17 protein-coding genes are annotated in these 21,195 nt (G+C 44.4%); 12 read left to right on the forward strand and 5 right to left on the reverse strand.

What is annotated here, in order from left to right; genetic code table 11:
* Window positions 1–3: 3 nt before the first annotated feature.
* The 3 genes from ppc (at window position 4) to AAC855_RS09850 (ending at window position 4,667) form a co-directional block, all read left to right on the forward strand.
* Window positions 4–2,640, forward strand: coding sequence for a phosphoenolpyruvate carboxylase (ppc, locus tag AAC855_RS09840; protein ID WP_340609376.1), 2,637 nt, complete (start codon window positions 4–6; stop codon window positions 2,638–2,640).
* Between the two features lie 126 nt (window positions 2,641–2,766).
* Window positions 2,767–3,957: an MFS transporter gene (locus AAC855_RS09845; RefSeq protein WP_340609377.1), complete on the forward strand. Its 1,191-nt coding sequence runs from the start codon at window positions 2,767–2,769 to the stop codon at window positions 3,955–3,957.
* A gap of 62 nt (window positions 3,958–4,019) precedes the next feature.
* The gene (locus AAC855_RS09850) at window positions 4,020–4,667 is read left to right on the forward strand and encodes a hypothetical protein (protein ID WP_340609378.1); all 648 of its coding nucleotides are present in this window, start codon (window positions 4,020–4,022) and stop codon (window positions 4,665–4,667) included.
* Between the two features lie 21 nt (window positions 4,668–4,688).
* Here AAC855_RS09850 and metF read toward each other — a convergent pair whose 3' ends face one another.
* From metF to argE, 3 genes are all read right to left on the reverse strand, one after another.
* Window positions 4,689–5,576, reverse strand: a complete 888-nt coding sequence (metF, locus tag AAC855_RS09855) for a methylenetetrahydrofolate reductase (protein ID WP_340609379.1) — start codon at window positions 5,574–5,576, stop codon at window positions 4,689–4,691.
* Between the two features lie 334 nt (window positions 5,577–5,910).
* Window positions 5,911–6,930 (reverse strand): glycosyltransferase family 9 protein, encoded by a 1,020-nt coding sequence (locus tag AAC855_RS09860; protein ID WP_340609380.1) that lies wholly within the window; start codon window positions 6,928–6,930, stop codon window positions 5,911–5,913.
* 186 nt (window positions 6,931–7,116) lie between these two features.
* Window positions 7,117–8,274, reverse strand: coding sequence for an acetylornithine deacetylase (gene argE / locus AAC855_RS09865; protein WP_340609381.1), 1,158 nt, complete (start codon window positions 8,272–8,274; stop codon window positions 7,117–7,119).
* A 130-nt stretch (window positions 8,275–8,404) separates the two neighbouring features.
* On the opposite strand from argE, the gene argC reads away from it, so the two are divergent.
* The 5 genes from argC (at window position 8,405) to oxyR (ending at window position 14,151) form a co-directional block, all read left to right on the forward strand.
* Entirely contained in the window at window positions 8,405–9,409 is a 1,005-nt protein-coding gene (gene argC, locus AAC855_RS09870; RefSeq protein ID WP_340609382.1) for an N-acetyl-gamma-glutamyl-phosphate reductase, read from the forward strand.
* 69 nt (window positions 9,410–9,478) lie between these two features.
* Window positions 9,479–10,252: an acetylglutamate kinase gene (argB, locus tag AAC855_RS09875; RefSeq protein ID WP_340609383.1), complete on the forward strand. Its 774-nt coding sequence runs from the start codon at window positions 9,479–9,481 to the stop codon at window positions 10,250–10,252.
* A gap of 117 nt (window positions 10,253–10,369) precedes the next feature.
* Window positions 10,370–11,599: an argininosuccinate synthase gene (locus AAC855_RS09880; RefSeq protein WP_340609384.1), complete on the forward strand. Its 1,230-nt coding sequence runs from the start codon at window positions 10,370–10,372 to the stop codon at window positions 11,597–11,599.
* 33 nt (window positions 11,600–11,632) lie between these two features.
* Window positions 11,633–13,012 carry an argininosuccinate lyase gene (gene argH, locus AAC855_RS09885; RefSeq protein WP_340609385.1) on the forward strand — a complete coding sequence of 460 codons (1,380 nt, stop codon included), beginning with the start codon at window positions 11,633–11,635 and terminating at the stop codon, window positions 13,010–13,012.
* A gap of 221 nt (window positions 13,013–13,233) precedes the next feature.
* Window positions 13,234–14,151 carry a DNA-binding transcriptional regulator OxyR gene (gene oxyR / locus AAC855_RS09890; RefSeq protein ID WP_340609386.1) on the forward strand — a complete coding sequence of 306 codons (918 nt, stop codon included), beginning with the start codon at window positions 13,234–13,236 and terminating at the stop codon, window positions 14,149–14,151.
* On the opposite strand, the gene sthA is transcribed toward oxyR, so the two are convergent.
* On the reverse strand, window positions 14,143–15,546 hold the full coding sequence (sthA, locus tag AAC855_RS09895) for a Si-specific NAD(P)(+) transhydrogenase (RefSeq protein ID WP_340609387.1): 1,404 nt from the start codon (window positions 15,544–15,546) through the stop codon (window positions 14,143–14,145). The genes oxyR and sthA overlap by 9 nt on opposite strands.
* Window positions 15,547–15,755: 209 nt before the next feature.
* Here sthA and fabR point away from each other — a divergent pair, with 209 nt between their 5' ends.
* Both fabR and AAC855_RS09905 read left to right on the forward strand, forming a co-directional pair.
* Window positions 15,756–16,448 (forward strand): HTH-type transcriptional repressor FabR, encoded by a 693-nt coding sequence (gene fabR / locus AAC855_RS09900; protein ID WP_228858013.1) that lies wholly within the window; start codon window positions 15,756–15,758, stop codon window positions 16,446–16,448.
* 25 nt (window positions 16,449–16,473) lie between these two features.
* Window positions 16,474–16,848: a YijD family membrane protein gene (locus AAC855_RS09905; RefSeq protein WP_340609388.1), complete on the forward strand. Its 375-nt coding sequence runs from the start codon at window positions 16,474–16,476 to the stop codon at window positions 16,846–16,848.
* An 88-nt stretch (window positions 16,849–16,936) separates the two neighbouring features.
* Here AAC855_RS09905 and trmA read toward each other — a convergent pair whose 3' ends face one another.
* Entirely contained in the window at window positions 16,937–18,037 is a 1,101-nt protein-coding gene (gene trmA / locus AAC855_RS09910) for a tRNA (uridine(54)-C5)-methyltransferase TrmA (protein WP_340609389.1), read from the reverse strand.
* Between the two features lie 177 nt (window positions 18,038–18,214).
* On the opposite strand from trmA, the gene btuB reads away from it, so the two are divergent.
* Window positions 18,215–20,029: a TonB-dependent vitamin B12 receptor BtuB gene (gene btuB / locus AAC855_RS09915; protein WP_340609390.1), complete on the forward strand. Its 1,815-nt coding sequence runs from the start codon at window positions 18,215–18,217 to the stop codon at window positions 20,027–20,029.
* Entirely contained in the window at window positions 19,974–20,852 is an 879-nt protein-coding gene (gene murI, locus AAC855_RS09920) for a glutamate racemase (RefSeq protein ID WP_340609391.1), read from the forward strand. Before btuB ends, murI begins: the two co-directional genes overlap by 56 nt.
* Window positions 20,853–21,195 lie beyond the last annotated feature (343 nt).

Consider the following 21,195-nt stretch of genomic DNA (forward strand, 5'->3'; position numbering starts at 1 on the left):
CACATGAATCAACAATATTCCGCAATGCGAAGTAATGTCAGTATGCTGGGTAAGATACTGGGAAACACGATCAAAGAGGCTCAGGGAAAGGACATTCTTGATAAAGTTGAAACGATAAGGAAGTTATCCAAATCATCTCGTGCCGGAAACGACGCTGATCGCCAGCAACTGCTATCGACACTGCAAAATTTATCTAATGATGAATTACTGCCGGTTGCCAGAGCGTTTAACCAGTTCCTTAATCTGGCGAATGCTGCTGAACAGTATCACAGCATCTCACCGCATGGTGAGGCAGCCAGTAATCCGGTGGCATTGGCCGCGCTCTTTGAACGGCTGAAAAGTAAAAATTTCAATAATGATGATTTGGTTCAGGCGGTCAATGAACTTTCCATTGAACTGGTGCTGACCGCACATCCGACAGAAATCGCCCGCCGCACTCTGATCCATAAACTGGTTGAAGTGAATACCTGTCTGGCACAGCTGGATCACGATGATTTGGCTGATTACGAGCATAACAATATCATGCGTCGTCTACGCCAGTTGGTTGCTCAGTCCTGGCATACCGATGAAATCCGCAAGATCCGTCCGACTCCGATTGATGAAGCGAAATGGGGTTTTGCGGTAGTGGAAAATAGCCTGTGGGAAGGTGTTCCTGCGTTTTTGCGTGAATTCAATGAGCAACTAGAAGAATCTATCGGTTACAGCTTACCGGTGGAAGCTGTGCCAATCCGCTTTACTTCTTGGATGGGCGGCGATCGGGATGGAAATCCTAACGTCACCGCAGAAATTACCCGCCATGTGTTGCTGCTCAGCCGCTGGAAAGCCGCTGACCTGTTTCTGAAGGATATTCAGGTTCTGGTCTCCGAGCTTTCGATGTCGGAATGCACGCCAGAGCTGCGCCAGTTGGCAGGAGGGGATGAGGTTATCGAGCCTTATCGTGAAATTGCTAAACAGTTGCGTACTCAATTAAATAATACGCTGGAATATTTGGAAAAACGCCTGAAAGGTGAACAGGTTATCCCTCCCGCAGATTTATTGCTGCATAACGATCAATTGTGGCAGCCGCTCTATGCCTGTTACCAGTCCCTGAAAGCCTGCGGTATGGAAATTATCGCCGATGGTCAGTTGCTGGATATTCTGCGTCGTATTCGTTGTTTCGGTCTGTCACTGGTTCGTATCGATATTCGTCAGGAAAGTACCCGCCACACCGATGCTATTGCTGAGCTGACCCAATATCTGGAAATGGGCGATTATGCGAGCTGGTCAGAAACAGAGAAACAGGCCTTTTTGTTGCGTGAACTGAATTCGAAACGCCCGTTAATTCCTCGTCACTGGCGGCCAAGTGCAGAAACTCAGGAGGTTTTGGAGACCTGTAAAGTCATTGCAGAATCGCCACAGGGTGCGATCGCCGCCTATGTGATTTCCATGGCGAAAGTCCCTTCAGATGTACTGGCAGTGAAATTACTGCTGAAAGCGGCAGATTGTTCCTTGTCGTTACCTGTTGCTCCATTATTTGAAACGCTTGATGACCTGAATAACGCAGAAAGCGTGATCCAGCAATTGCTCCATATTGAGTGGTATCGTGAACTGATTCAGGATAAACAAATGGTCATGATTGGCTATTCTGACTCAGCAAAAGATGCGGGCGTGATGGCAGCATCGTGGGCGCAGTATCGTGCTCAGGATGCACTGATCAGAGTGTGTGAAAAAGAAGGTGTGAAACTGACACTGTTTCACGGCCGGGGAGGATCAATCGGACGTGGTGGTGCTCCGGCCCACTCGGCATTACTTTCTCAGCCGCCGGGCAGCCTGAAAGGAGGGTTGCGTGTAACAGAGCAGGGGGAAATGATCCGCTTCAAGTTCGGTTTGCCACAGGTGACGATCAGTAGTCTGGCAATGTACGCCAGTGCCATTCTGGAGGCGAACTTACTGCCGCCACCAGAACCGAAACCTGAATGGCAGCAGATCATGGATACACTTTCCGATATTTCCTGTGATATGTATCGTGATTACGTCCGTGAGCAGCCGGAGTTTGTGCCTTATTTCCGTTCGGCAACCCCTGAACAAGAACTGGCGAAATTACCGTTAGGCTCACGTCCTGCCAAACGCCGTCCGACAGGAGGAGTCGAAAGTTTACGTGCGATTCCGTGGATTTTCGCGTGGACGCAAAACCGCCTGATGCTGCCGGCATGGCTTGGGGCAGGTGCTGCATTACAGCATGTGGTAGACGCTGGTCAGCAGGGCACTTTGTTGGAAATGTCCCGTGACTGGCCATTTTTTACGACGCGTATCGCTATGCTGGAGATGGTTTTTGCCAAAGCTGATTTATGGTTGGCGGAATATTATGACCAACGTCTGGTTGATAAAAAACTGTGGCCGCTGGGTACAAAACTGCGTAATCAACTTTTAGCCGATATCGAGACTGTTCTGGCTGTTTCACGTGATGGGCAACTGATGGCGGATCTACCGTGGATAGCTGAATCCATCGCATTGCGTAATGTCTATACAGACCCGCTGAATGTTTTGCAGGCAGAGTTATTACAACGCTCCCGCCAGCAGGAACACCCTGATCCTCGCGTAGAGCAGGCGCTGATGGTGACAATAGCGGGTGTTGCGGCAGGGATGCGCAATACAGGTTAGTATGTCGTTTTCCTGATGAGAAAAAGGGTGAAACCGGATGGGAAACTGTCCGGTTTTGCTTATGCTTAAAATGAAAATGGGGTAAACATACAGTTCCTTTTCACAAGATGATAACCGGCTACGGTAATGAATAGAAACTACTTAAATGTATTTTTGCTTTTTATCGGACAGGGCTTTACCGGAAGTATTGTTTCCTTATTAACGCTGTCATCACCACTGGTAGGAAGACAGCTGTCTCCCTTTGATTTTTTATCCACATTACCTGTCACTGCGACGGTATACGGTGCTGCATTGATGGTTTATGGCGCTTCCATGCTGATGGAGAAATATGGCAGAAGAAATGCTTTTATAGCGGGCAATCTGATTGGGTTATTCGGTAGTGGTTTGGCTGGTGGAGCAATAATTTTTCAGTCTTTTACCTTTTTTACTCTGGGTACTTTTATTCTCGGTGGTTCGACCGTTTTTAACCAATACTATCGTTTTGCAGCGGCTGAAGTTTTCGAACATGAATCCAGCAGGAAAAAAGCGATTTCATTAATTATCGGTGGTGGAGTTTTTGGCGGTATTTCAGGGCCTTATCTGGCATCAAAAGGCGCTGAGTGGCTGCCTGATTACCCCTTTGCAGGGGCATTTCTGATATCGGCGATCATTTGTATTCTGACATTGATAACCCAGCTTTTTATTCGCTTACCCATAGTTCGACAAAAAAACACCCTGCTTTCATCGAGAAATGATAATAAAAATAGCAGCCTTGAGCGGTTGCTGAAGTCAAAACTATTTTTGTCAGCGACAGTCAGCTGTGCTGTGGCCTTTTCTGTGATGACTCTATTGATGAATGCAACGCCATTGGCTATGTCACATCAACAATTCGCCATAGAAGAGAGCGCACTGGTACTGCAATGGCATTTCTTTGCAATGTATGCCCCTGCTCTACTACTGCCGTTTTTGGTAGACAGATTTAAAATATCCAGCCTGATTATGTCCGGTTCGATATTTTTCATTATCGGTATCGTTATTGCTCTTACTTGGGATGGCGTGTCAGGCTTTTTGTTGTCACTGGTTTTTATCGGAATAGGCTGGGCATTTATGTTTAACGGCGGAACATTTTTATTGAATGGATTTATCGGTAGTCCATTCAAGCATAAATTACAGGGAGTGAATTCGCTTATTACCTACCTGTCCAATATGCTGGCTTCTCTGTCGGTAGGTATGGTGATGAGCGATCAGGCTGGGTGGCATATCCTGAACATTGTTAGTATGGTTATTATTGTTGGATTTGTGTTTTGGTTTATTTCCAAAAATAACAGGATATATTGATGGGAAATTGCGCAGATTTCTGTATGATTTAAAACCAACTTGTCCAGTGTGAGGGGCAAAGTATGCATAACGATAATCATGAAGGACAGAGTATTTCGATGCCATATTTGATAGCAGACGTAGATTTTAACCGTAAACTGCGTATTTCTGAAAAGAATGTAGAACATACGGTTTCTTTTCTTGAAAATGGTGCGAAAGATTTCATCTTGCCTGATTTTGTGACTCCACATGGATACCGTTTTGTAAAATCCTTAAAGCAGGCTCAATACCGTATGATCACATCAGGTGATAAGCCTGAAACGGTTTATGCTGTCAAACTGATTTTCCGCAACGACATTATTGTTGATAAAGAAACCTGTACTCAAATCATGGTCTGGCGTACTTTCAGTCCTGAACATCAGGATGCTGTCAGTGATTTCCCCCGGCGTTTTTTCAGATTCTTGTTGGATAATTACAGGATTATTGTGACAGATGAAGAGCAGACAGGTGATGGTAAACGTTTTTGGCAAATTATGATCGCTTGGTCGATATCTGTTGGTTACCACGTTTATATTTCTGATGGCGGAGAAATAGATCGCCCACTAACAGCGGTAACCAGTATGGATGAACTTCTTGATAAATGGGATGCGTTTTGTTGGGGAATCGATACAGATTTACATCGTCACCGTTTGATTGTAATCAGTAAGGAAGTTTTGTCTTCGCCGAACTAAATAGTTCGGCGGAAATGAAATTTAACAAGGGCGAACCCCTAATGTATGGCAGATTGCATAACTCAATTCCGCTCGGTTCAGAGTATAAAAATGGAAATCTTTCACTCCTTCGCGGCTCAGAATTTTCACCATATCCATGGCAATGGAAGCGCCCACTAAGCTGCGGCTTTCAGGGTCATCATCCAATCCTTCAAACATTCTGGTCATCCAGCTTGGGATACGAACATTAGTCATAGTCGCAAATCGCTGTAATTGACGGAAGTTAGAGACTGGCAGAATGCCCGGCACGATTTCTACATCAATTCCCGTTGAAACACAGCGATCACGAAAACGAAGATAACTTTCCACATCAAAAAAGAATTGAGTAATGGCGCGATTGGCACCAGCATCAATTTTTCTTTTCAGGTTAATCAGATCCGCTTGTGCACTTTTTGCTTCGGGATGCACTTCCGGATAAGCAGCCACAGAAATATCAAAATCAGCTTCTTTTTTTAATAGTTCAACCAAATCAGCACCGTACATTTCAGGCTGATTGCTACCATTTGGTAAATCACCCCGCAAGGCCACAATGTGACGAATCCCGCTGCTCCAGTAATCGTGGGCGATGTTACACAATTCTTCACGGTTGGCATCAATACAAGTTAGATGAGGCGCAGCTTCAAGGCCTGTTCTGTCTTTGATGCCTTTAATGATGCTATGAGTACGATCACGCTCACCAGAATTGGCGCCATAGGTCACGGAAACAAAATTAGGCTTGAGTTTGCTTAGACGGTCAATGGACTTCCACAGAGTCTGTTCCATTTCGGTTGTTTTGGGTGGAAAGAATTCGAAGGAAACACGAATTTGACCTTCAAGTTCAGCCAGATTCTGATTTAGTGCCTCTTGATGATTAGCGTGAAAGAAACTCATACCCTGTACCCTCGTAAGCAAACGGAGTTTTTCTCCGATTATATTTAGATGCTTAAGTGTTTATATGTCTATCCGTTTAGATGTCCAAATAGAATGGGCGAAGCGGGATTTTTAGTCAATTAGGAAATAGCTTATTTCTAGTGAGGAATATTCAGTGTGATCAGGAAAGAAATTCATGTTGGGGAAAGAGGAATAAACAAACTGCTTAATGAAAGCAGTCAGGTATGGAGGACTATTGGTAAAATCAGCAATGGTACGGGTGCTGCTTGAAGTTGTTGCCGCTTTACTTTTTACGATTAAGAGGTATCAGTTGACTTAATATACCAATAAATAATCAATGATGGTTATCAGCACACAGAGAGGGGCTGTAACATTGTTTCAATAAAAAATTGACGGCATCACATATTTTCTTTACGTCAATGTCGTTTACTATACTTCCTTCTTTTAAAAGAATATTTTCAACATTAAGAGGATGCCAACGTAAATATTTTTCAGGTCTATTTTCAAACAAAGAAACCACAGGTATTTGTAACGCTGAACTTAGGTGAACAGGGGCGCTATCTGCTGAAACAATAATGTCCATGCAGCTAGTGGCAGCAATCATATTTTGAACATTTTCTGTTTGAAGATAATGAACTGAAAGGTCAGTAAAATATTGTTCTTTTATTTCTTCATTTTGGTCATGGAAAATAAAGAAATTAGATTTATTTCCTATCAATCTTACTAAATCAGCCCATTTGCTTATATCCAATTTCCTGTTTTCTGATTTATTAGAAATAAACAAACCTATTTTAGGCTTATTTCCCCATCCTATTTTTTTCATCCATTCCCTACGCAAGATTGGGTCAGGATAAACACAGGGTTTTAATGTGTTGATGCTTGGCGTTTCAACTTCAGGAAGTAAATCAAACCCAGATAAAACCTCATGTTTTATTGGTCTATTAGCAATATGGTTAGGGTCTCTATCATCAAATTCACTTTCCTTTGTGTGCCAGCGACAATCGCGTATATTTAACTGTCGAATAAACTGAATGCTATTTTTATTTAATCCACCATTCGGAATGATTCCAATATCAAAGTGCATTCTTCTCAGTCTGAAAATCAGAGCAATCCTACTTATCAATGAGCTTAATATCCCAGAATGTACGTTGCGCTCACGATTTTTGCTATATACATAAGTGTGAACAAATGAAATATCAGGATTTCTATCCAGCACTGGAGCGTTATATTTATTGGCTAAAACATGAATTTCAACATTTGGAAACGTTTTCTTTATGGTGTGGATTAAAGGTGTTGTACATATCATATCACCAAGAAAATCTATTCTGATTATTAAAATTTTCTTTTTTTTCATATACTCGTCATTCTGTACGTGATTATTAAATTTATTTCATGGTGTTATCCATTAACTAATTAATATTAGTCAGTTTATTATGTTTATCCAGTGTGCCGTAAAATTTTGGCCTTCAGACGTGGAATATAAGGTGTGTAGGAGTCCCCAGCCTTCGGGCTGGGGAGGGGCAAGTTATCTTGGATAATATTAATCCACACCTAAACAAAAATGCTCCACAATCTGGGCAATCAGTTTCCTTGTCGGTTCAATCATTGACACTTCTATATACTCATCAGGTTGATGGGCCTGCTCAATGGAACCCGGTCCCAGAACGATTGTCGGGCAGAGTTGCTGAATAAAAGGGGCTTCCGTACAGTAATTGACGGTTTCTGCTTTTGTTCCCAATAGTCTTTCGATAACACCGACCAGTTTGTGATTGGTCGGGCATTCATAGCCGGGAATAGGGGGATGAAGTTCTGTCACATTCAGGCGTCCCGGCCAGCGTTGCTTGACGGGTTCCAGTGATTCATTCAGCGCTTCATTCAAATCCTGCAATGTCAGGCCGGGTAGCGGGCGAATATCCATATGCAGCTCACAGCAGGCACAGATCCGGTTTGCTGCATCACCACCGTGAATATGACCGAAATTCATGGTGGGGTAGGGAATGGCAAAAGCCGGGTTATGGTAACGCTCCTGTAAGGTATGACGTAATTTCATCAGCTGTGTGATGGATTCATGCATCAAATCAATGGCATTAACTCCGCGCGCGGGATCACTGGAGTGTCCGGATTTTCCTTCAATGCGGATAGCATGGGCAACATGTCCTTTATGGGCGCGGATGGGCTGTAGTGATGTCGGTTCGCCAATAATGGCAAAATCAGGTTTGATCGTTGCGTTTGCGGCAAAATATCGGGCACCAGCCATTGAGGTTTCTTCATCTGCGGTAGCCAGAATATAGAGAGGGTGAGACAGTTTACTAATATCAATATCTCGTATTGCATCAATGATAAAGGCAAAGAAGCCTTTCATATCCGCAGTTCCCAGCCCGTATAACTTGCCATCACGCTCTGTCAGTGTGAATGGATCCTGAGTCCAGCGCCCGGCATCAAAGGGTACAGTATCTGTATGACCGCATAAGAGTAGCCCTCCAGACCCATTCCCTAGCGTTGCCAGCATATTAAATTTTCCGCGAGATTCCGGAACAGGCTGAACCTCAATTTCAAAACCAATCTGTTTCAGCCAGTCAGCCAATAGATGGATAACAGATTCATTACTTTGATCTAGCTCCTCATCCACGGCACTGATGGAAGGTGCTGCGATAAGCTGGCGATATAACTCAATAAACGGTGGTAATTTAATATTCACTGTTGACAGCCCTTATTCAAGATAGTATCAATATTAATGCAATTTAACTGAATATAAATTCAATTGTGTAATCGGGTTACTACATTGGGTTAATACAATACATTGGGTTAATACAAGGTGAATAAATCCCATGCTTAATACGCTGATAGTTGGTGCCAGTGGTTATACCGGAGCGGAGTTAGCAGCTTGTCTGCAACGCCATCCTTATATACATCTTGCGGGACTGATGGTTTCTGCTCAAAGCACTGATGCCGGAAAGTGTTTATCAGAACTTTACCCACAGTATAAAGGAACTCTGGATTTACCTTTACAGCCGTTAACTGATGTAGCTGAAGCTGCAAGCGGTATTGATATCGTTTTCCTTGCTACCGCACATGAAGTCAGCCATGACATTGCTCCGGCATTTCTACAGGCAGGCTGTATCGTATTTGATTTATCTGGTGCCTACCGCGTACAAAATACACTGTTTTATTCAGAATACTATGGATTTGAGCATAAAAATAACGATTGGCTTAAGCAGGCGGTATATGGGCTGGCGGAATGGCAGGCGGCGAAAATTAAAACAGCTCAGTTGATCGCGGTTCCGGGTTGTTACCCTACGGTTTCACAGCTTTCGCTGAAACCACTGCTGGAAGCTGGTTTATTGGATACAGAACAGTGGCCCGTTATTAATGCTGTCAGTGGGGTGAGTGGTGCCGGGCGTAAGGCATCGATAAATAGCAGTTTCTGTGAAGTCAGCTTGCAGCCCTACGGTCTTTTCAATCATCGTCACCAGCCGGAAATTGCTGCGCATTTAGGCACAGATGTGATTTTCATCCCCCATTTAGGCAATTTTGCGCGAGGGATCTTAGCTACGATTACCTGCAAGCTGAAAGCCGGTGTGACAGAAGAACAAGTCAGGCATGCATATCAACAGGCGTATCACGATAAACCACTTATTCGGTTATATGAAAAAGGTGTTCCTGCCCTGAAAGGGGTAGTCGGGTTGCCATTCTGTGATATTGGTTTTGCTGTACAGGGGCAGCATCTGATTATTGTCGGGGCTGAGGATAATCTTCTGAAAGGTGCAGCAGCACAGGCCGTGCAATGTATGAATATTCGCTTTGGGTTCGAAGAAACTCAGGCATTACTTTAATTCAATGTGTTTTGAATTCAGAACTTTTTTATTTCAGAAATTATGTGAGACCGACAGAGGATAAATCTGATGGAGCCATTAGTTATCAAACTGGGTGGGGTGTTATTAGATAGTGATGAAGCGTTGGGGCGATTATTTTCCACCTTACAGTTATATCGAAAAACGCATAAGCGCCCACTCGTCATTGTACATGGGGGCGGTTGCTTGGTTGATGAACTGATGCAGAAATTACAGTTGCCGATTATCAAGAAACAGGGCCTGCGTGTAACGCCAGCAGATCAGATTGATATTATTACCGGCACACTCGCGGGCACAGCCAATAAAACCTTACTCTCATGGGCGATAAAATACCGTTTACCTGCGGTGGGTCTATGTTTGGGTGATGGATGTGTTGTGAAAGTTTCTCCACTGAGTGAGGAATTTGGTCACACAGGTATGGCTTCTCCCGGTAATCCGGATTTGCTGAAAATTTTACTGGATATCGGTTATATCCCCATTATCAGCTCTATCGGTATTACAGAAGACGGCAAATTAATGAATGTGAATGCAGATCAGGCTGCTACAGCTGTCGCACAGTCACTGGATGCCGATTTAGTTTTTCTGTCAGATGTCAGTGGTATTCTGAATGGAAAAGGCAACAAGATCCCTGAAATCTCAGAAAAAGAAATACAGCAGATGATTGAACAGGGTGTGATTACCGATGGCATGGTTGTAAAAGTCCATGCAGCACTGGAAGCCGCAAAAACACTGGGGCGTCCGGTGGATATCGCCAGTTGGCGTTATGCGGATCAACTGATTGCTCTATTTAATGGTATATCCGTAGGCACCCGCATTCTGGCGTAAGCATTCTTGGCATAACCATTCTTGGCATAAAGAGTATGAAAACGGGTTTGACGGATTAACAACACTACACCTCTTTGGTGAACACTTGTTGGTGAATAAAAGTAAAAGGCTACCTCTATGACAACGACGACTTCGGTAAAAAACAGTATTAAAAAGATTGTGCTGGCATATTCTGGCGGTTTGGATACTTCTGCCATCATTCCGTGGCTGAAAGAACATTATGGCAACTGTGATGTTATTGCATTTGTCGCTGATGTTGGTCAGAGCCGTGAAGATTTGGAAGGCATAGAACAAAAAGCATTGCGTTCCGGGGCCTCAGAATGTCATATCGCCGATCTGCGTGAAGAATTCATCAAAGAATATGTTTATCCGGTACTGAAAACCGGAGCATTGTACGAAGGCAGTTACTTGCTCGGTACTTCAATGGCTCGCCCGATTATTGCCAAAGCGCAGGTTGAACTGGCCCTGAAAGTCGGTGCTGATGCGCTGGCGCATGGGGCGACGGGTAAAGGGAATGATCAGGTACGTTTTGAGAGTACCTATACGGCATTGGCTCCACACCTGAAAGTCGTCGCTCCGTGGCGAGAATGGGATTTGCGTTCCCGTGAAGCGTTGCTGGATTACCTGAAAGTCCGTGATATTCCCACTACGGCAACACTGGAGAAAATTTACAGCCGTGATGAAAACGCATGGCACATTTCGACCGAAGGTGGCGTATTGGAAAATACGTGGAATGCGGCGAATAAAGATTGTTGGGTGTGGACGGTAGAGCCGGAAGATGCTCCTGACGAGCCTGAATATCTTTCGGTTACTGTTGAGAAAGGAGAAGTTGTCGGAGTCAATGGGAAGGTACTGTCCCCATATCAATGCCTTAATGAGTTGAATGAGCTGGGTGCTAAACATGGTATCGGCCGGATCGATATCGTGGAAAACCGTCTGGTCGGAATGAAGTCCCGTGGCTGTTATGAAACACCGGGAGGAACCATCATGATGGCGGCTCTGCGTGGGGTTGAACAATTAGTACTGGATCGTGACAGTTTTAAATGGCGTCAGCAACTGGGGCTGGAAATGTCTTATGTTGTTTACGATGGGCGCTGGTTTGTGCCGCTGCGTCAGTCTATTCAGGCTGCGGCAGAGATGCTGGCTGAGAATGTCAGTGGTGAAGTGATCCTGAAGCTGTATAAGGGGCAAGTGACAGCGATTCAGAAAACATCTCCTCATAGTCTCTACTCTGAAGAGTTTGCTACTTTTGGCGAGGATGAAGTTTATGATCACAGTCATGCTGAAGGGTTTATCCGCCTCCATTCGCTTTCTTCCCGCATTCGTGCGCTGAAAAGCAAAAAGTAATTTTTGGGTAATAAAAAGAAGAGGAATGCAATTATGGCACTTTGGGGTGGGCGCTTCAGTCAGGAAGCTGATCAGCAATTTAAGCAGTTTAATGATTCCCTGCGGTTTGATTATCGTCTGGCAGAGCAGGATATTGTTGGCTCTGTCGCGTGGTCAAAGGCGTTGGTCACCGTTGGTGTTCTGACATCTGAAGAGCAGCAGAAGCTGGAGTTGGCGTTGAATGCATTACTGGATGAAGTGAGAACCAACCCAGAGGCTATTTTGCAAAGCGATGCGGAAGATATTCATAGTTGGGTGGAAGGCCAGCTGATCGCAAAAGTTGGGGATTTAGGCAAAAAACTGCATACAGGACGCAGCCGTAATGATCAGGTCGCGACTGACCTGAAATTGTGGTGTAAGGATCAGATAGCAGATATCCGACAGGCTCTGACGGCATTACAACAGGCATTAGTGATGACGGCTGAGAATAATCAGGATGCCGTTATGCCGGGGTATACTCATTTACAGCGGGCGCAGCCGGTGACTTTTGCACATTGGTGTCTCGCATATGCAGAGATGCTTGCCCGTGATGAAAGCCGTTTGCAGGATACGTTAAAACGGCTGGATGTCAGCCCGTTGGGATGTGGTGCGTTGGCGGGAACGGCTTATGATATTGATCGGGAACAACTGGCATCATGGCTTGGTTTTGCTTCAGCAACCCGTAATAGTTTAGACAGCGTGTCAGACCGTGACCATGTGCTCGAACTGTTATCAAATGCCAGCATCAGCATGATCCATCTTTCGCGTTTTGCCGAAGATCTGATTTTCTTTAACAGCGGAGAAGCGGACTTTATTGAATTATCGGATCGAGTAACTTCTGGCTCCTCTTTGATGCCTCAAAAGAAAAACCCTGACGCATTGGAACTTATCCGTGGTAAATGTGGGCGGGTACAGGGGGCATTGACAGGTATGATGATGACATTAAAAGGGCTTCCCCTCGCTTATAACAAAGATATGCAGGAAGATAAGGAAGGGCTGTTTGATGCGTTGGATACTTGGCGGGTTTGCCTGCATATGGCCGCAATGATATTGGATGGTATTCAGATAAAACGTGGCCGATGTCAGGAGGCAGCAAAGCAGGGTTATGCTAATGCTACGGAATTAGCAGATTATTTAGTGGCAAAAGGGGTGCCGTTCCGTGAAGCTCATCACATTGTTGGTGAAGTCGTGATTGATGCAATAAAGAAAGGTAAGGCACTGGAAGAGTTGTCATTGTCTGAATTACAAAAGTTCAGTGAAACGATTTCAATCGATGTATACGATATTTTATCGTTACAGTCCTGTCTGGATAAACGTCTGGCAAAAGGCGGTGTGGCACAGAAGCAGGTAGCGCAGGCTATTGCTGAGGCAAAGCAGAGGCTACATCTCAGTTAACTGAAACCCTGCTGAGTATACAACTTCCCCGGCTCAATGAATTGGGCTGCCTGCTTATTGCGGTAGTCCGATTTATCTGCTTTTTAAATGATTGCTGTGATTTTTCATCGGGTAACTTGATAAAAAAACCGAAATCACAACGAATTGATAGTTTTCTCCTCTCATGCATATAATGATTTATTGATCAATTCTATCATTGATATCAAACCATGAGGTTGGGAATGAATATCCGCGATTTGGAATATCTTGTGGCACTTGCTGAGTATCGGCATTTCCGCAGGGCTGCTGATTCTTGTCATGTCAGCCAGCCGACCCTCAGTGGGCAGATACGCAAACTTGAGGATGAGTTGGGCGTAATGCTGCTGGAACGCACAAGCCGCAAGGTCTTGTTTACACAACAGGGAATGTTGCTGGTGGAGCAAGCCAAGACGGTATTGCGAGAAGTGAAGGTATTACAGGAGATGGCTTCACTTCAGGGTGAAAGTATGTCCGGCCCATTACATATCGGTCTCATTCCAACCGTTGGCCCTTATCTCCTGCCGCTGATTATTCCTGAACTGCATAAGTTGTTCCCCAAACTGGAAATGTACCTACACGAAGCCCAGACCCAGAACCTGCTGGCTCAGCTTGATAGCGGGAAACTGGACTGTGCGATTCTGGCCGCAATAAAAGAAACGGAAGCGTTTATTGAAATTCCTCTCTTTGAGGAATCCATGAAGCTTGCGGTCTATGAAGAACACAAATGGGCCGATAGGGACACGATCAGTATGAGCGAGCTGACCGGTGAAAAGTTATTGATGCTGGAAGATGGCCACTGCTTACGTGATCAGGCAATGGGGTTCTGTTTTCAGGCCGGAGCCAAAGAAGATACTCACTTCAGGGCAACCAGTCTGGAAACATTACGTAATATGGTTGCGGCGGGGAGCGGCATCACTTTGTTGCCTGATTTGGCTGTCCCCAAAGAGAAAAAGCGCGATGGGATCTGTTATCTGGAGTGCCATAGTCCCTTGCCGGAACGTTCTGTGATTCTGGTTTATCGCCCCGGTTCACCTCTGCGTAATCGCTATGAGCAACTGGCAGAGGCGATCCGAACCAGAATGAAGAATTATTTCGACATCAATGGCACAACATCAAAATAACCGGTTCAGTCCATTAAGGGCAGCAACGCGATAAGCTTCGGCCATTGTCGGATAGTTGAAGGTTGTATTAACGAAATATTCGATACTATTACCTTCACCTTTTTGTTCCATAATCGCCTGACCGATATGAATAATCTCCGCTGCACGTTCGCCAAAACAGTGAATACCGAGGATCTGTTTTGTCTCGCGGTGGAATAATATCTTGATGCTGCCTACATTCATCCCTGCAATCTGTGCTCTGGCCAGATGTTTAAACTGGGCACGTCCCACTTCATACGGGACTTTCATCGCCGTTAATTCCTGCTCAGTTTTACCCACAGAACTGATTTCAGGGATGGTATAAATGCCCGTTGGGATATCGTCTACCAGATACTGTTCGGCATTCTCAGCTCCGGTCATGATGGCTTTTGCTGCAATGTGCCCCTGATTGTAGGCGGCAGAAGCGAGGCTGGGATAACCAATAACATCACCAACAGCATAAACATTTTCATTGCTGGTTTGATAAACCCGATTTACTTTCAATAAACCACGGTTATCGGTTTCCAGCCCGACGTTTTCCATCCCGAGTTTATCTGTATTACCGGTACGGCCATTGGCATACAGCAGACAGTCTGCTTTAACTTTTTTGCCTGATTTCAGGTGGATAATGACACCATCTTCAAGACCTTCAATCTTTTCATATTCTTCGTTATGGCGGATAACAATACCGCTATTCCAGAAATGATAAGACAACGCGTCAGACATTTCCTGATCAAGAAATGACAGCAGATGGTCACGGGTATTGATCAAATCGACCTTAACGCCCAACCCACGGAAGATAGAAGCATATTCGCAGCCAATCACACCCGCACCGTAAATAATGACATGGCGTGGTTCGTGATCTAGTTCCAGAATAGTATCGCTGTTATAAATACGGGAATGGGTGAAATCGACATCGGGAGGGCAATAAGGGCGAGAGCCTGTGGCAATAATTATTTTGTCGGCACTCAATATATCTACACTATCATCAGCATAACGCACACTAACATGATGTTCATCGATAAAGGTGGCTTCACCGGCAAACATCTTACACCGATTGCGCTCATAAAACCCTTGCCGCATTTTAGTCTGCTGATTTATGACAACTTCGGCATGACGTAAAATTTCTGAAAACGAGGAGCGAAGAATGCGGGAGTTGTCACTGTAGAGAGGGTTTTGATTAAATTCAATAATACGACTGACAGCATGGCGGAGAGCTTTGGACGGGATAGTGCCCCAGTGGGTACAGCCGCCGCCAATATTGTTATAACGCTCTATAACTGCAACGTTTTTTCTTTGTTTTGCCAATCCCATTGCTGCCCCTTCTCCACCGGGTCCGGAGCCAATCACAATGGCATCAAAATGAGTATATTGCATAGAGGAAAGACCTGTTTTTACACAAAATAACAACTCTATATTAACATTAGTTGGCGTAATAACCTAATTAGCGTACGGTTTTTGTTTCCAACATTGATATAAAACAAGGAAACATTGCTTAATATCTTTAAGAGAACAATCACAGCAAATGTAGCAGAATCTGATATATTTGCTGCATAGTATAGTCGAGTATGTATATCAGGATTGCTGTGAATAATGTAACTGGCGTCAGAGCGAAACAGAAAGAAAAAACCCGTCGTTCACTGATTGAAGCAGCATTTAGCCAACTGAGTGCTGAACGTAGTTTCACCAGCCTGAGTTTGCGGGAAGTCGCCCGGGAAGCCGGGATTGCACCGACTTCATTCTACCGGCATTTTCGTGACGTGGATGAATTAGGGCTGACGATGGTGGATGAAAGTGGCTTAATGCTACGTCAGCTTATGCGTCAGGCTCGTCAGCGTATCGCAAAAGGTGGGAGTATCATTCGCACGTCTGTTTCAACCTTTATGGAGTTTATCGGTAATAATCCGAATGCTTTCAGGTTATTGCTGCGTGAACGTTCCGGCACATCCGCTGAGTTCCGTGCAGCTGTCGCACGGGAAATCCAACATTTTATTGCAGAACTGGCAGACTACCTTGAACAGGCCAGTCATATGCCTCGCCATTTTACCGAAATACAAGCCGAAGCGATGGTAACAATTGTGTTCAGTGCGGGTGCAGAAGCGCTGGATATTGATGAAGAAAAACGACGTCGTCTCGAAGAACGTTTGGTATTACAACTGCGTATGATTTCCAAAGGTGCTTTTTACTGGTATCGGCGGGAGCAAGAAAAAACGGCTAACTTAAAAAATACTGTCCTAAAAACCGCTGTCTCTAAGACTTCTGTCCCTAAAACCCCTTGAACACGACTGAAAGGAGAACAACACGATGGAACAATATCGCCAAGATAAAAGCACAATGCTGCTGGCTCTTATCGTTGGATTGGCAACTCACGGCACTTTTTCAGCATTTTTTAATTCGTTGGTACCTTTTTCAATTTTCCCGATTATCACACTCGCACTATCTTTGTATTGTCTCCATCAGCGTTATCTAAATTATCCAATGGCTGAGGGATTACCAAAACTGGCTGTCGGTTGTTTCTTCTTGGGCCTTTTTGTCTATAACGCAATTATTCGGGTTAACCACCCTGAAATTGGCTCTAACTTCCTGTCTGTTGTGGTTGGAACGGCATTAGTCTTCTGGCTTTACAGGAAGATAAAAGGGCGCAGACAGCAGGCAACTCTATCAGAAAAACATAACTGATGACTGTTTGAGAAACATGTTATGAAAACGCCATAATAATCAGTTATGGCGTTTGTAAGATAAAAACGGGTGGGTAATAACAATAGAATTAATCGATTCTTTCCAGTAATACCCCACACTCCATATGGTGGGTATAAGGGAACTGATCAAAAAGAGCCAGCTTGCTGACTTTGTGGGTTTTCGTCAATGTTTCCAGATTCTGGCAGAGCGTTTCCGGGTTACAGGAAATGTACAGAATACGCGGGTATCCTTGTACCATTTTGACCGTTTCTTCATCTAAGCCACTACGCGGCGGATCGACAAAGATGGTTTCACACTGATAACTCTTCAGGTCAATTCCCTGAAGACGGTTGAATTCCCGCTCTCCGTTCATTGCCTGAGTGAATTCCTCTGCGGACATTCGGATAATCTGTACGTTATCAATCTGATTGGCTTCAATATTAAACTGAGCAGCGGCAACAGAAGGTTTAGCAATTTCCGTCGCCAGCACACGGTCAAAGTTCTGAGCCAATGCCAGAGAAAAGTTACCATTACCACAATACAGTTCAAGCAGATCGCCTTTGGCATCTTTGGTGCTGTTAATCGCCCACTCCAGCATATGGATATTGATACTGGCGTTTGGCTGGGTAAAGCTGTTTTCAACCTGACGATAAATCATCGTCTTACCCGCGACAGGTAACTCTTCATCTATATAGTCATGATCAAGCATAATTTTGGTTTTTGATGCACGGCCAATAAGCTGAACATCAAAGCCTTCTGCTTTTAGCTGATCCCGCAATGCGGTTGCTTGTTCACGCCACTCATCTCCCAGTTTTTTATGGTAAAGAAGAGAAACAATGATTTTGTTGCTGCGAGTGGCGAGATAATCCGCCTGAAACAGTTTGTGGCGCAATACTGAATTATTTTTTACGCCCGCAATAATGGCCTGCATCATGCTATTAATGAGTTGACAGGCAACAGGAAACTGATCAATCCGGATACGCTGCTTAGTTTGTTGATCAAACATTATGTGGTAGAGGTCATCTTCCTCATGCCAGATACGGAATTCTGCACGCATTCTGTAGTGAGATGCGGGGGAACGGAAAACTTCAGGCTCGGGCGCACTAAAGGAAACCATCATTTCTTTCAGACGATGGACTTTCTCCATCAATTGGTTTTCATAATCTTCCGTTGGCAAGAGATTCTGCATTATCTGGTTCTCGTATGATCACATTAAGAAAAATTTCCGAGCGGCATTGTAGGGAAAGTACAAAGGATGTCCAGTTTTCTGGTTCATCACCCGGCTTTTTTGATAGGAAGGGGTTCTGGACTCTATCCAGTCTTCATCGTAGCATGGCGCTTTAATAGCTAGACTCCATTCTCTCCCATGATAAATAAAAAACACACTTTTATATCCGCCACTTTCATGGTGGTGTTTTCTGGCTGGAGCAATTTCTCCGCCGCAGATAATCAGGACTTGCTGGTAGTGACAGCAAACCGCTTTAAACAGCCCGTTTCTTCTGTTCTGGCACCAGTAACCGTTGTGACTCGTGACGAAATAGATAGCTGGCAGTCAAATAGTTTGGTTGATGTATTGCGCCGTTTACCGGGAGTTGATATTGCCCAAAATGGTGGAATAGGGCAGAACTCTTCTTTATTTATACGAGGTTCAGATTCACGTCATGTTTTGATTTTGGTCGATGGCATTCGGTTAAATCAAGCAGGCATTACCGGCTCTTCTGACCTTAGCCAGATCCCGCTTAGTTTAGTGCAAAAAATTGAATATATTCGAGGTGCACGTTCTGCTGTATATGGCTCTGATGCGATTGGAGGAGTGCTTAATATCATCACAACACGAGCGCAGCAAGGGACGACCCTTAATGCAGGGATCGGTTCGCATGGATACCAGAATTACAATGGTTCAACCCAGCAGAAATTGGGTGAAGATACCGCACTGAGTGCCGCAGCGGGCTATACCTATACCAAGGGATTTGATGTGGTGGCAGGTAGTGGAACTAATGAGCCGGATCGAGACGGATTTATGAGTAAAATGTTATGGCTGGGCATTGATCATAAATTTAATGACCAACTCAGCGGATTTGCCCGGACATATGGCTACGATAATCGCTCAAACTATGATGGATCCTTTACTGATACCCGAAAGTTATTTAGCCGTAGTTACGAAACAGGAATTCTATTTAATCGGGATATCTACTCATCTCAGCTTATTACCAGCTATAGCCATGTTAAAGATTACAATTTTAAGCATAAAATCTATAAGGGAAACACAACGCTAAGTGACTCGAAGCAATACAATGTTCAGTGGGGCAACAGTTGGCAGATAGGCCATGGTGCGATTAGTGGAGGGGTAGATTGGAAAAGAGAATCTGTAGCAGCTGGTTCCAACTATATTCCTGTACAAAAAAGTGTTGATAACACAGGCGTGTATTTAACGGGTCAGCAGAAAGTAGATGATTTTATTTTTGAAGGAGCGGTGCGCTCAGACCGTCATTCTGAATATAACTGGAACATGACTTGGCAAACAGGAGCGGCTTGGGAATTCATTGATGGCTACCGCTTTGTTGTTTCCTATGGAACAGCCTTTAAGGCACCAACACTTGGGCAATTGTATGGCTGGGGTGCTAACCCGAATTTAAAACCAGAAAACAGTAAACAATGGGAAAGTGGAATAGAAGGATTAACCGGAGACCTTAGCTGGCGTTTATCCATGTATCGTAATGATATTGAGCAATTGATTGATTTTGCCAATAACCGCTATTTGAACGTAGGACAGGTAAAAATCAAAGGTGTTGAGTGGACGGGAATGATGGATACCGGCATATTCCAACACCAATTAACATTACAGTATGTTGATCCGCGTGATAACAATAATCAGCAATTAACTCGCAGAGCGAAACAGCAGCTGAAGTACCAATTAGATTGGGAGGCCTTCAATATTGATTGGGGAATCACTTATCAATATATTGGGCAGCGTTTTGATCAGGATTTTAGTACGTATCCTTCGAAGAGAATAAAATTAGGCGGCGTAAGTCTCTGGGATATCAACGGGTCTTATCCAGTCACTGACCGTCTGACAATCCATGCTAGAATAGCTAATCTGTTTGATAAAAATTATGAGACAGCGTATGGCTATCGCACTCCAGGACGAGAATACTTCATCACAGGCAGTTACAACTTCTGATTTAACTACATTCGATATAAAGAAAACCGCCCGACCGACCATTCTGGTTTTTGATTCCGGTGTGGGTGGTTTATCTGTCTATCAGGAGATCCGACAATTGCTGCCGGATCTCCACTATATATATGCATTCGATAATGAAGCCTTCCCCTATGGCGAGAAAACGGAGGAAGTCATTATTGAGAGGGTTGTCAAAGTTGTTGATGAAATCCAGAAAAGGCATCCATTAGCAATTGTCGTTATCGCCTGCAACACCGCGAGTACTGTTAGTCTGCCAGCTTTGCGTGAGCGTTTTTCTTTTCCTGTTGTGGGCGTTGTACCTGCTATCAAACCTGCCGCAAAGCTCACTTGTAACCGCGTGGTTGGATTATTAGCAACGCGGGCAACAGTCAATCGTGACTATACTAAAGAACTTATCACCAGATTCGCTACGGATTGTCAGGTTCATGCTATCGGCTCTGCTGAGCTGGTCGAACTAGCAGAGCGAAAGCTGCATGGTGAAACCATTCCTCTGGAAGAGCTGGAAAAAATATTAAGGCCGTGGCTGAGAATGAAAGAACCACCAGACACTGTTATTTTGGGATGTACACATTTTCCTTTACTTGCAGAAGAACTGTCGCAGGTTCTGCCTAATGGCACGAGATTGATTGATTCAGGCGCTGCAATTGCACGAAGAACCGCATGGCTAATCAAAAATCGAGAAAATTTATCTGCAACGACAGAAAATAACTTAGCGTATTGCACCAAAATAGACGCTAATAGCGAATCTCTACAGCCTGTTTTATCTAATTATGGCTTCATTTCGCTGGAAAAACTGCCAACTTAAGTCAAATTTGACGCAATAACCAGCAGTCGGTATTTTTTTTCAAAAAAACTATTGTCAGGGCCGAAAAACTCCCTATAATGCGCCACCACTGACCGACGCTGAGCTGCACACAGCCGCGAAGGCCAGCGGAACGAAAGCGAAAATAAACGCTTGACTCCGGAGGCGAAAAGCGTAAGATACGCAGCCTCGCAACACGGAAGGCACTTCCGGTTGCCATTGCTCTTTAACAATATAATCAGACAATCTGTGTGGGCACTCGCAAGACACTATCGACATGCCGAAAGGCAAAAAAAGATTAAAGTCTTGAAGAGTGACTGAACAGTTAATTCATTACGAACTAACA

This window comes from Xenorhabdus bharatensis (genome assembly GCF_037996705.1).
GTDB lineage: Bacteria > Pseudomonadota > Gammaproteobacteria > Enterobacterales > Enterobacteriaceae > Xenorhabdus > Xenorhabdus bharatensis.

What these genes read in the sequence shown, in the direction of transcription:
- ppc (WP_340609376.1), top strand. Translation starts at nt 4, where the DNA reads ATGAATCAACAATATTCCGCAATGCGAAGTAATGTCAGTATGCTGGGT.
- AAC855_RS09845 (WP_340609377.1), top strand. Translation starts at nt 2,767, where the DNA reads ATGAATAGAAACTACTTAAATGTATTTTTGCTTTTTATCGGACAGGGC.
- AAC855_RS09850 (WP_340609378.1), top strand. Translation starts at nt 4,020, where the DNA reads ATGCATAACGATAATCATGAAGGACAGAGTATTTCGATGCCATATTTG.
- metF (WP_340609379.1), bottom strand. Translation starts at nt 5,576, where the DNA reads ATGAGTTTCTTTCACGCTAATCATCAAGAGGCACTAAATCAGAATCTG.
- AAC855_RS09860 (WP_340609380.1), bottom strand. Translation starts at nt 6,930, where the DNA reads ATGAAAAAAAAGAAAATTTTAATAATCAGAATAGATTTTCTTGGTGAT.
- argC (WP_340609382.1), top strand. Translation starts at nt 8,405, where the DNA reads ATGCTTAATACGCTGATAGTTGGTGCCAGTGGTTATACCGGAGCGGAG.
- argB (WP_340609383.1), top strand. Translation starts at nt 9,479, where the DNA reads ATGGAGCCATTAGTTATCAAACTGGGTGGGGTGTTATTAGATAGTGAT.
- AAC855_RS09880 (WP_340609384.1), top strand. Translation starts at nt 10,370, where the DNA reads ATGACAACGACGACTTCGGTAAAAAACAGTATTAAAAAGATTGTGCTG.
- argH (WP_340609385.1), top strand. Translation starts at nt 11,633, where the DNA reads ATGGCACTTTGGGGTGGGCGCTTCAGTCAGGAAGCTGATCAGCAATTT.
- oxyR (WP_340609386.1), top strand. Translation starts at nt 13,234, where the DNA reads ATGAATATCCGCGATTTGGAATATCTTGTGGCACTTGCTGAGTATCGG.
- sthA (WP_340609387.1), bottom strand. Translation starts at nt 15,546, where the DNA reads ATGCAATATACTCATTTTGATGCCATTGTGATTGGCTCCGGACCCGGT.
- AAC855_RS09905 (WP_340609388.1), top strand. Translation starts at nt 16,474, where the DNA reads ATGGAACAATATCGCCAAGATAAAAGCACAATGCTGCTGGCTCTTATC.
- trmA (WP_340609389.1), bottom strand. Translation starts at nt 18,037, where the DNA reads ATGCAGAATCTCTTGCCAACGGAAGATTATGAAAACCAATTGATGGAG.
- btuB (WP_340609390.1), top strand. Translation starts at nt 18,215, where the DNA reads ATGATAAATAAAAAACACACTTTTATATCCGCCACTTTCATGGTGGTG.
- murI (WP_340609391.1), top strand. Translation starts at nt 19,974, where the DNA reads ATGGCTATCGCACTCCAGGACGAGAATACTTCATCACAGGCAGTTACA.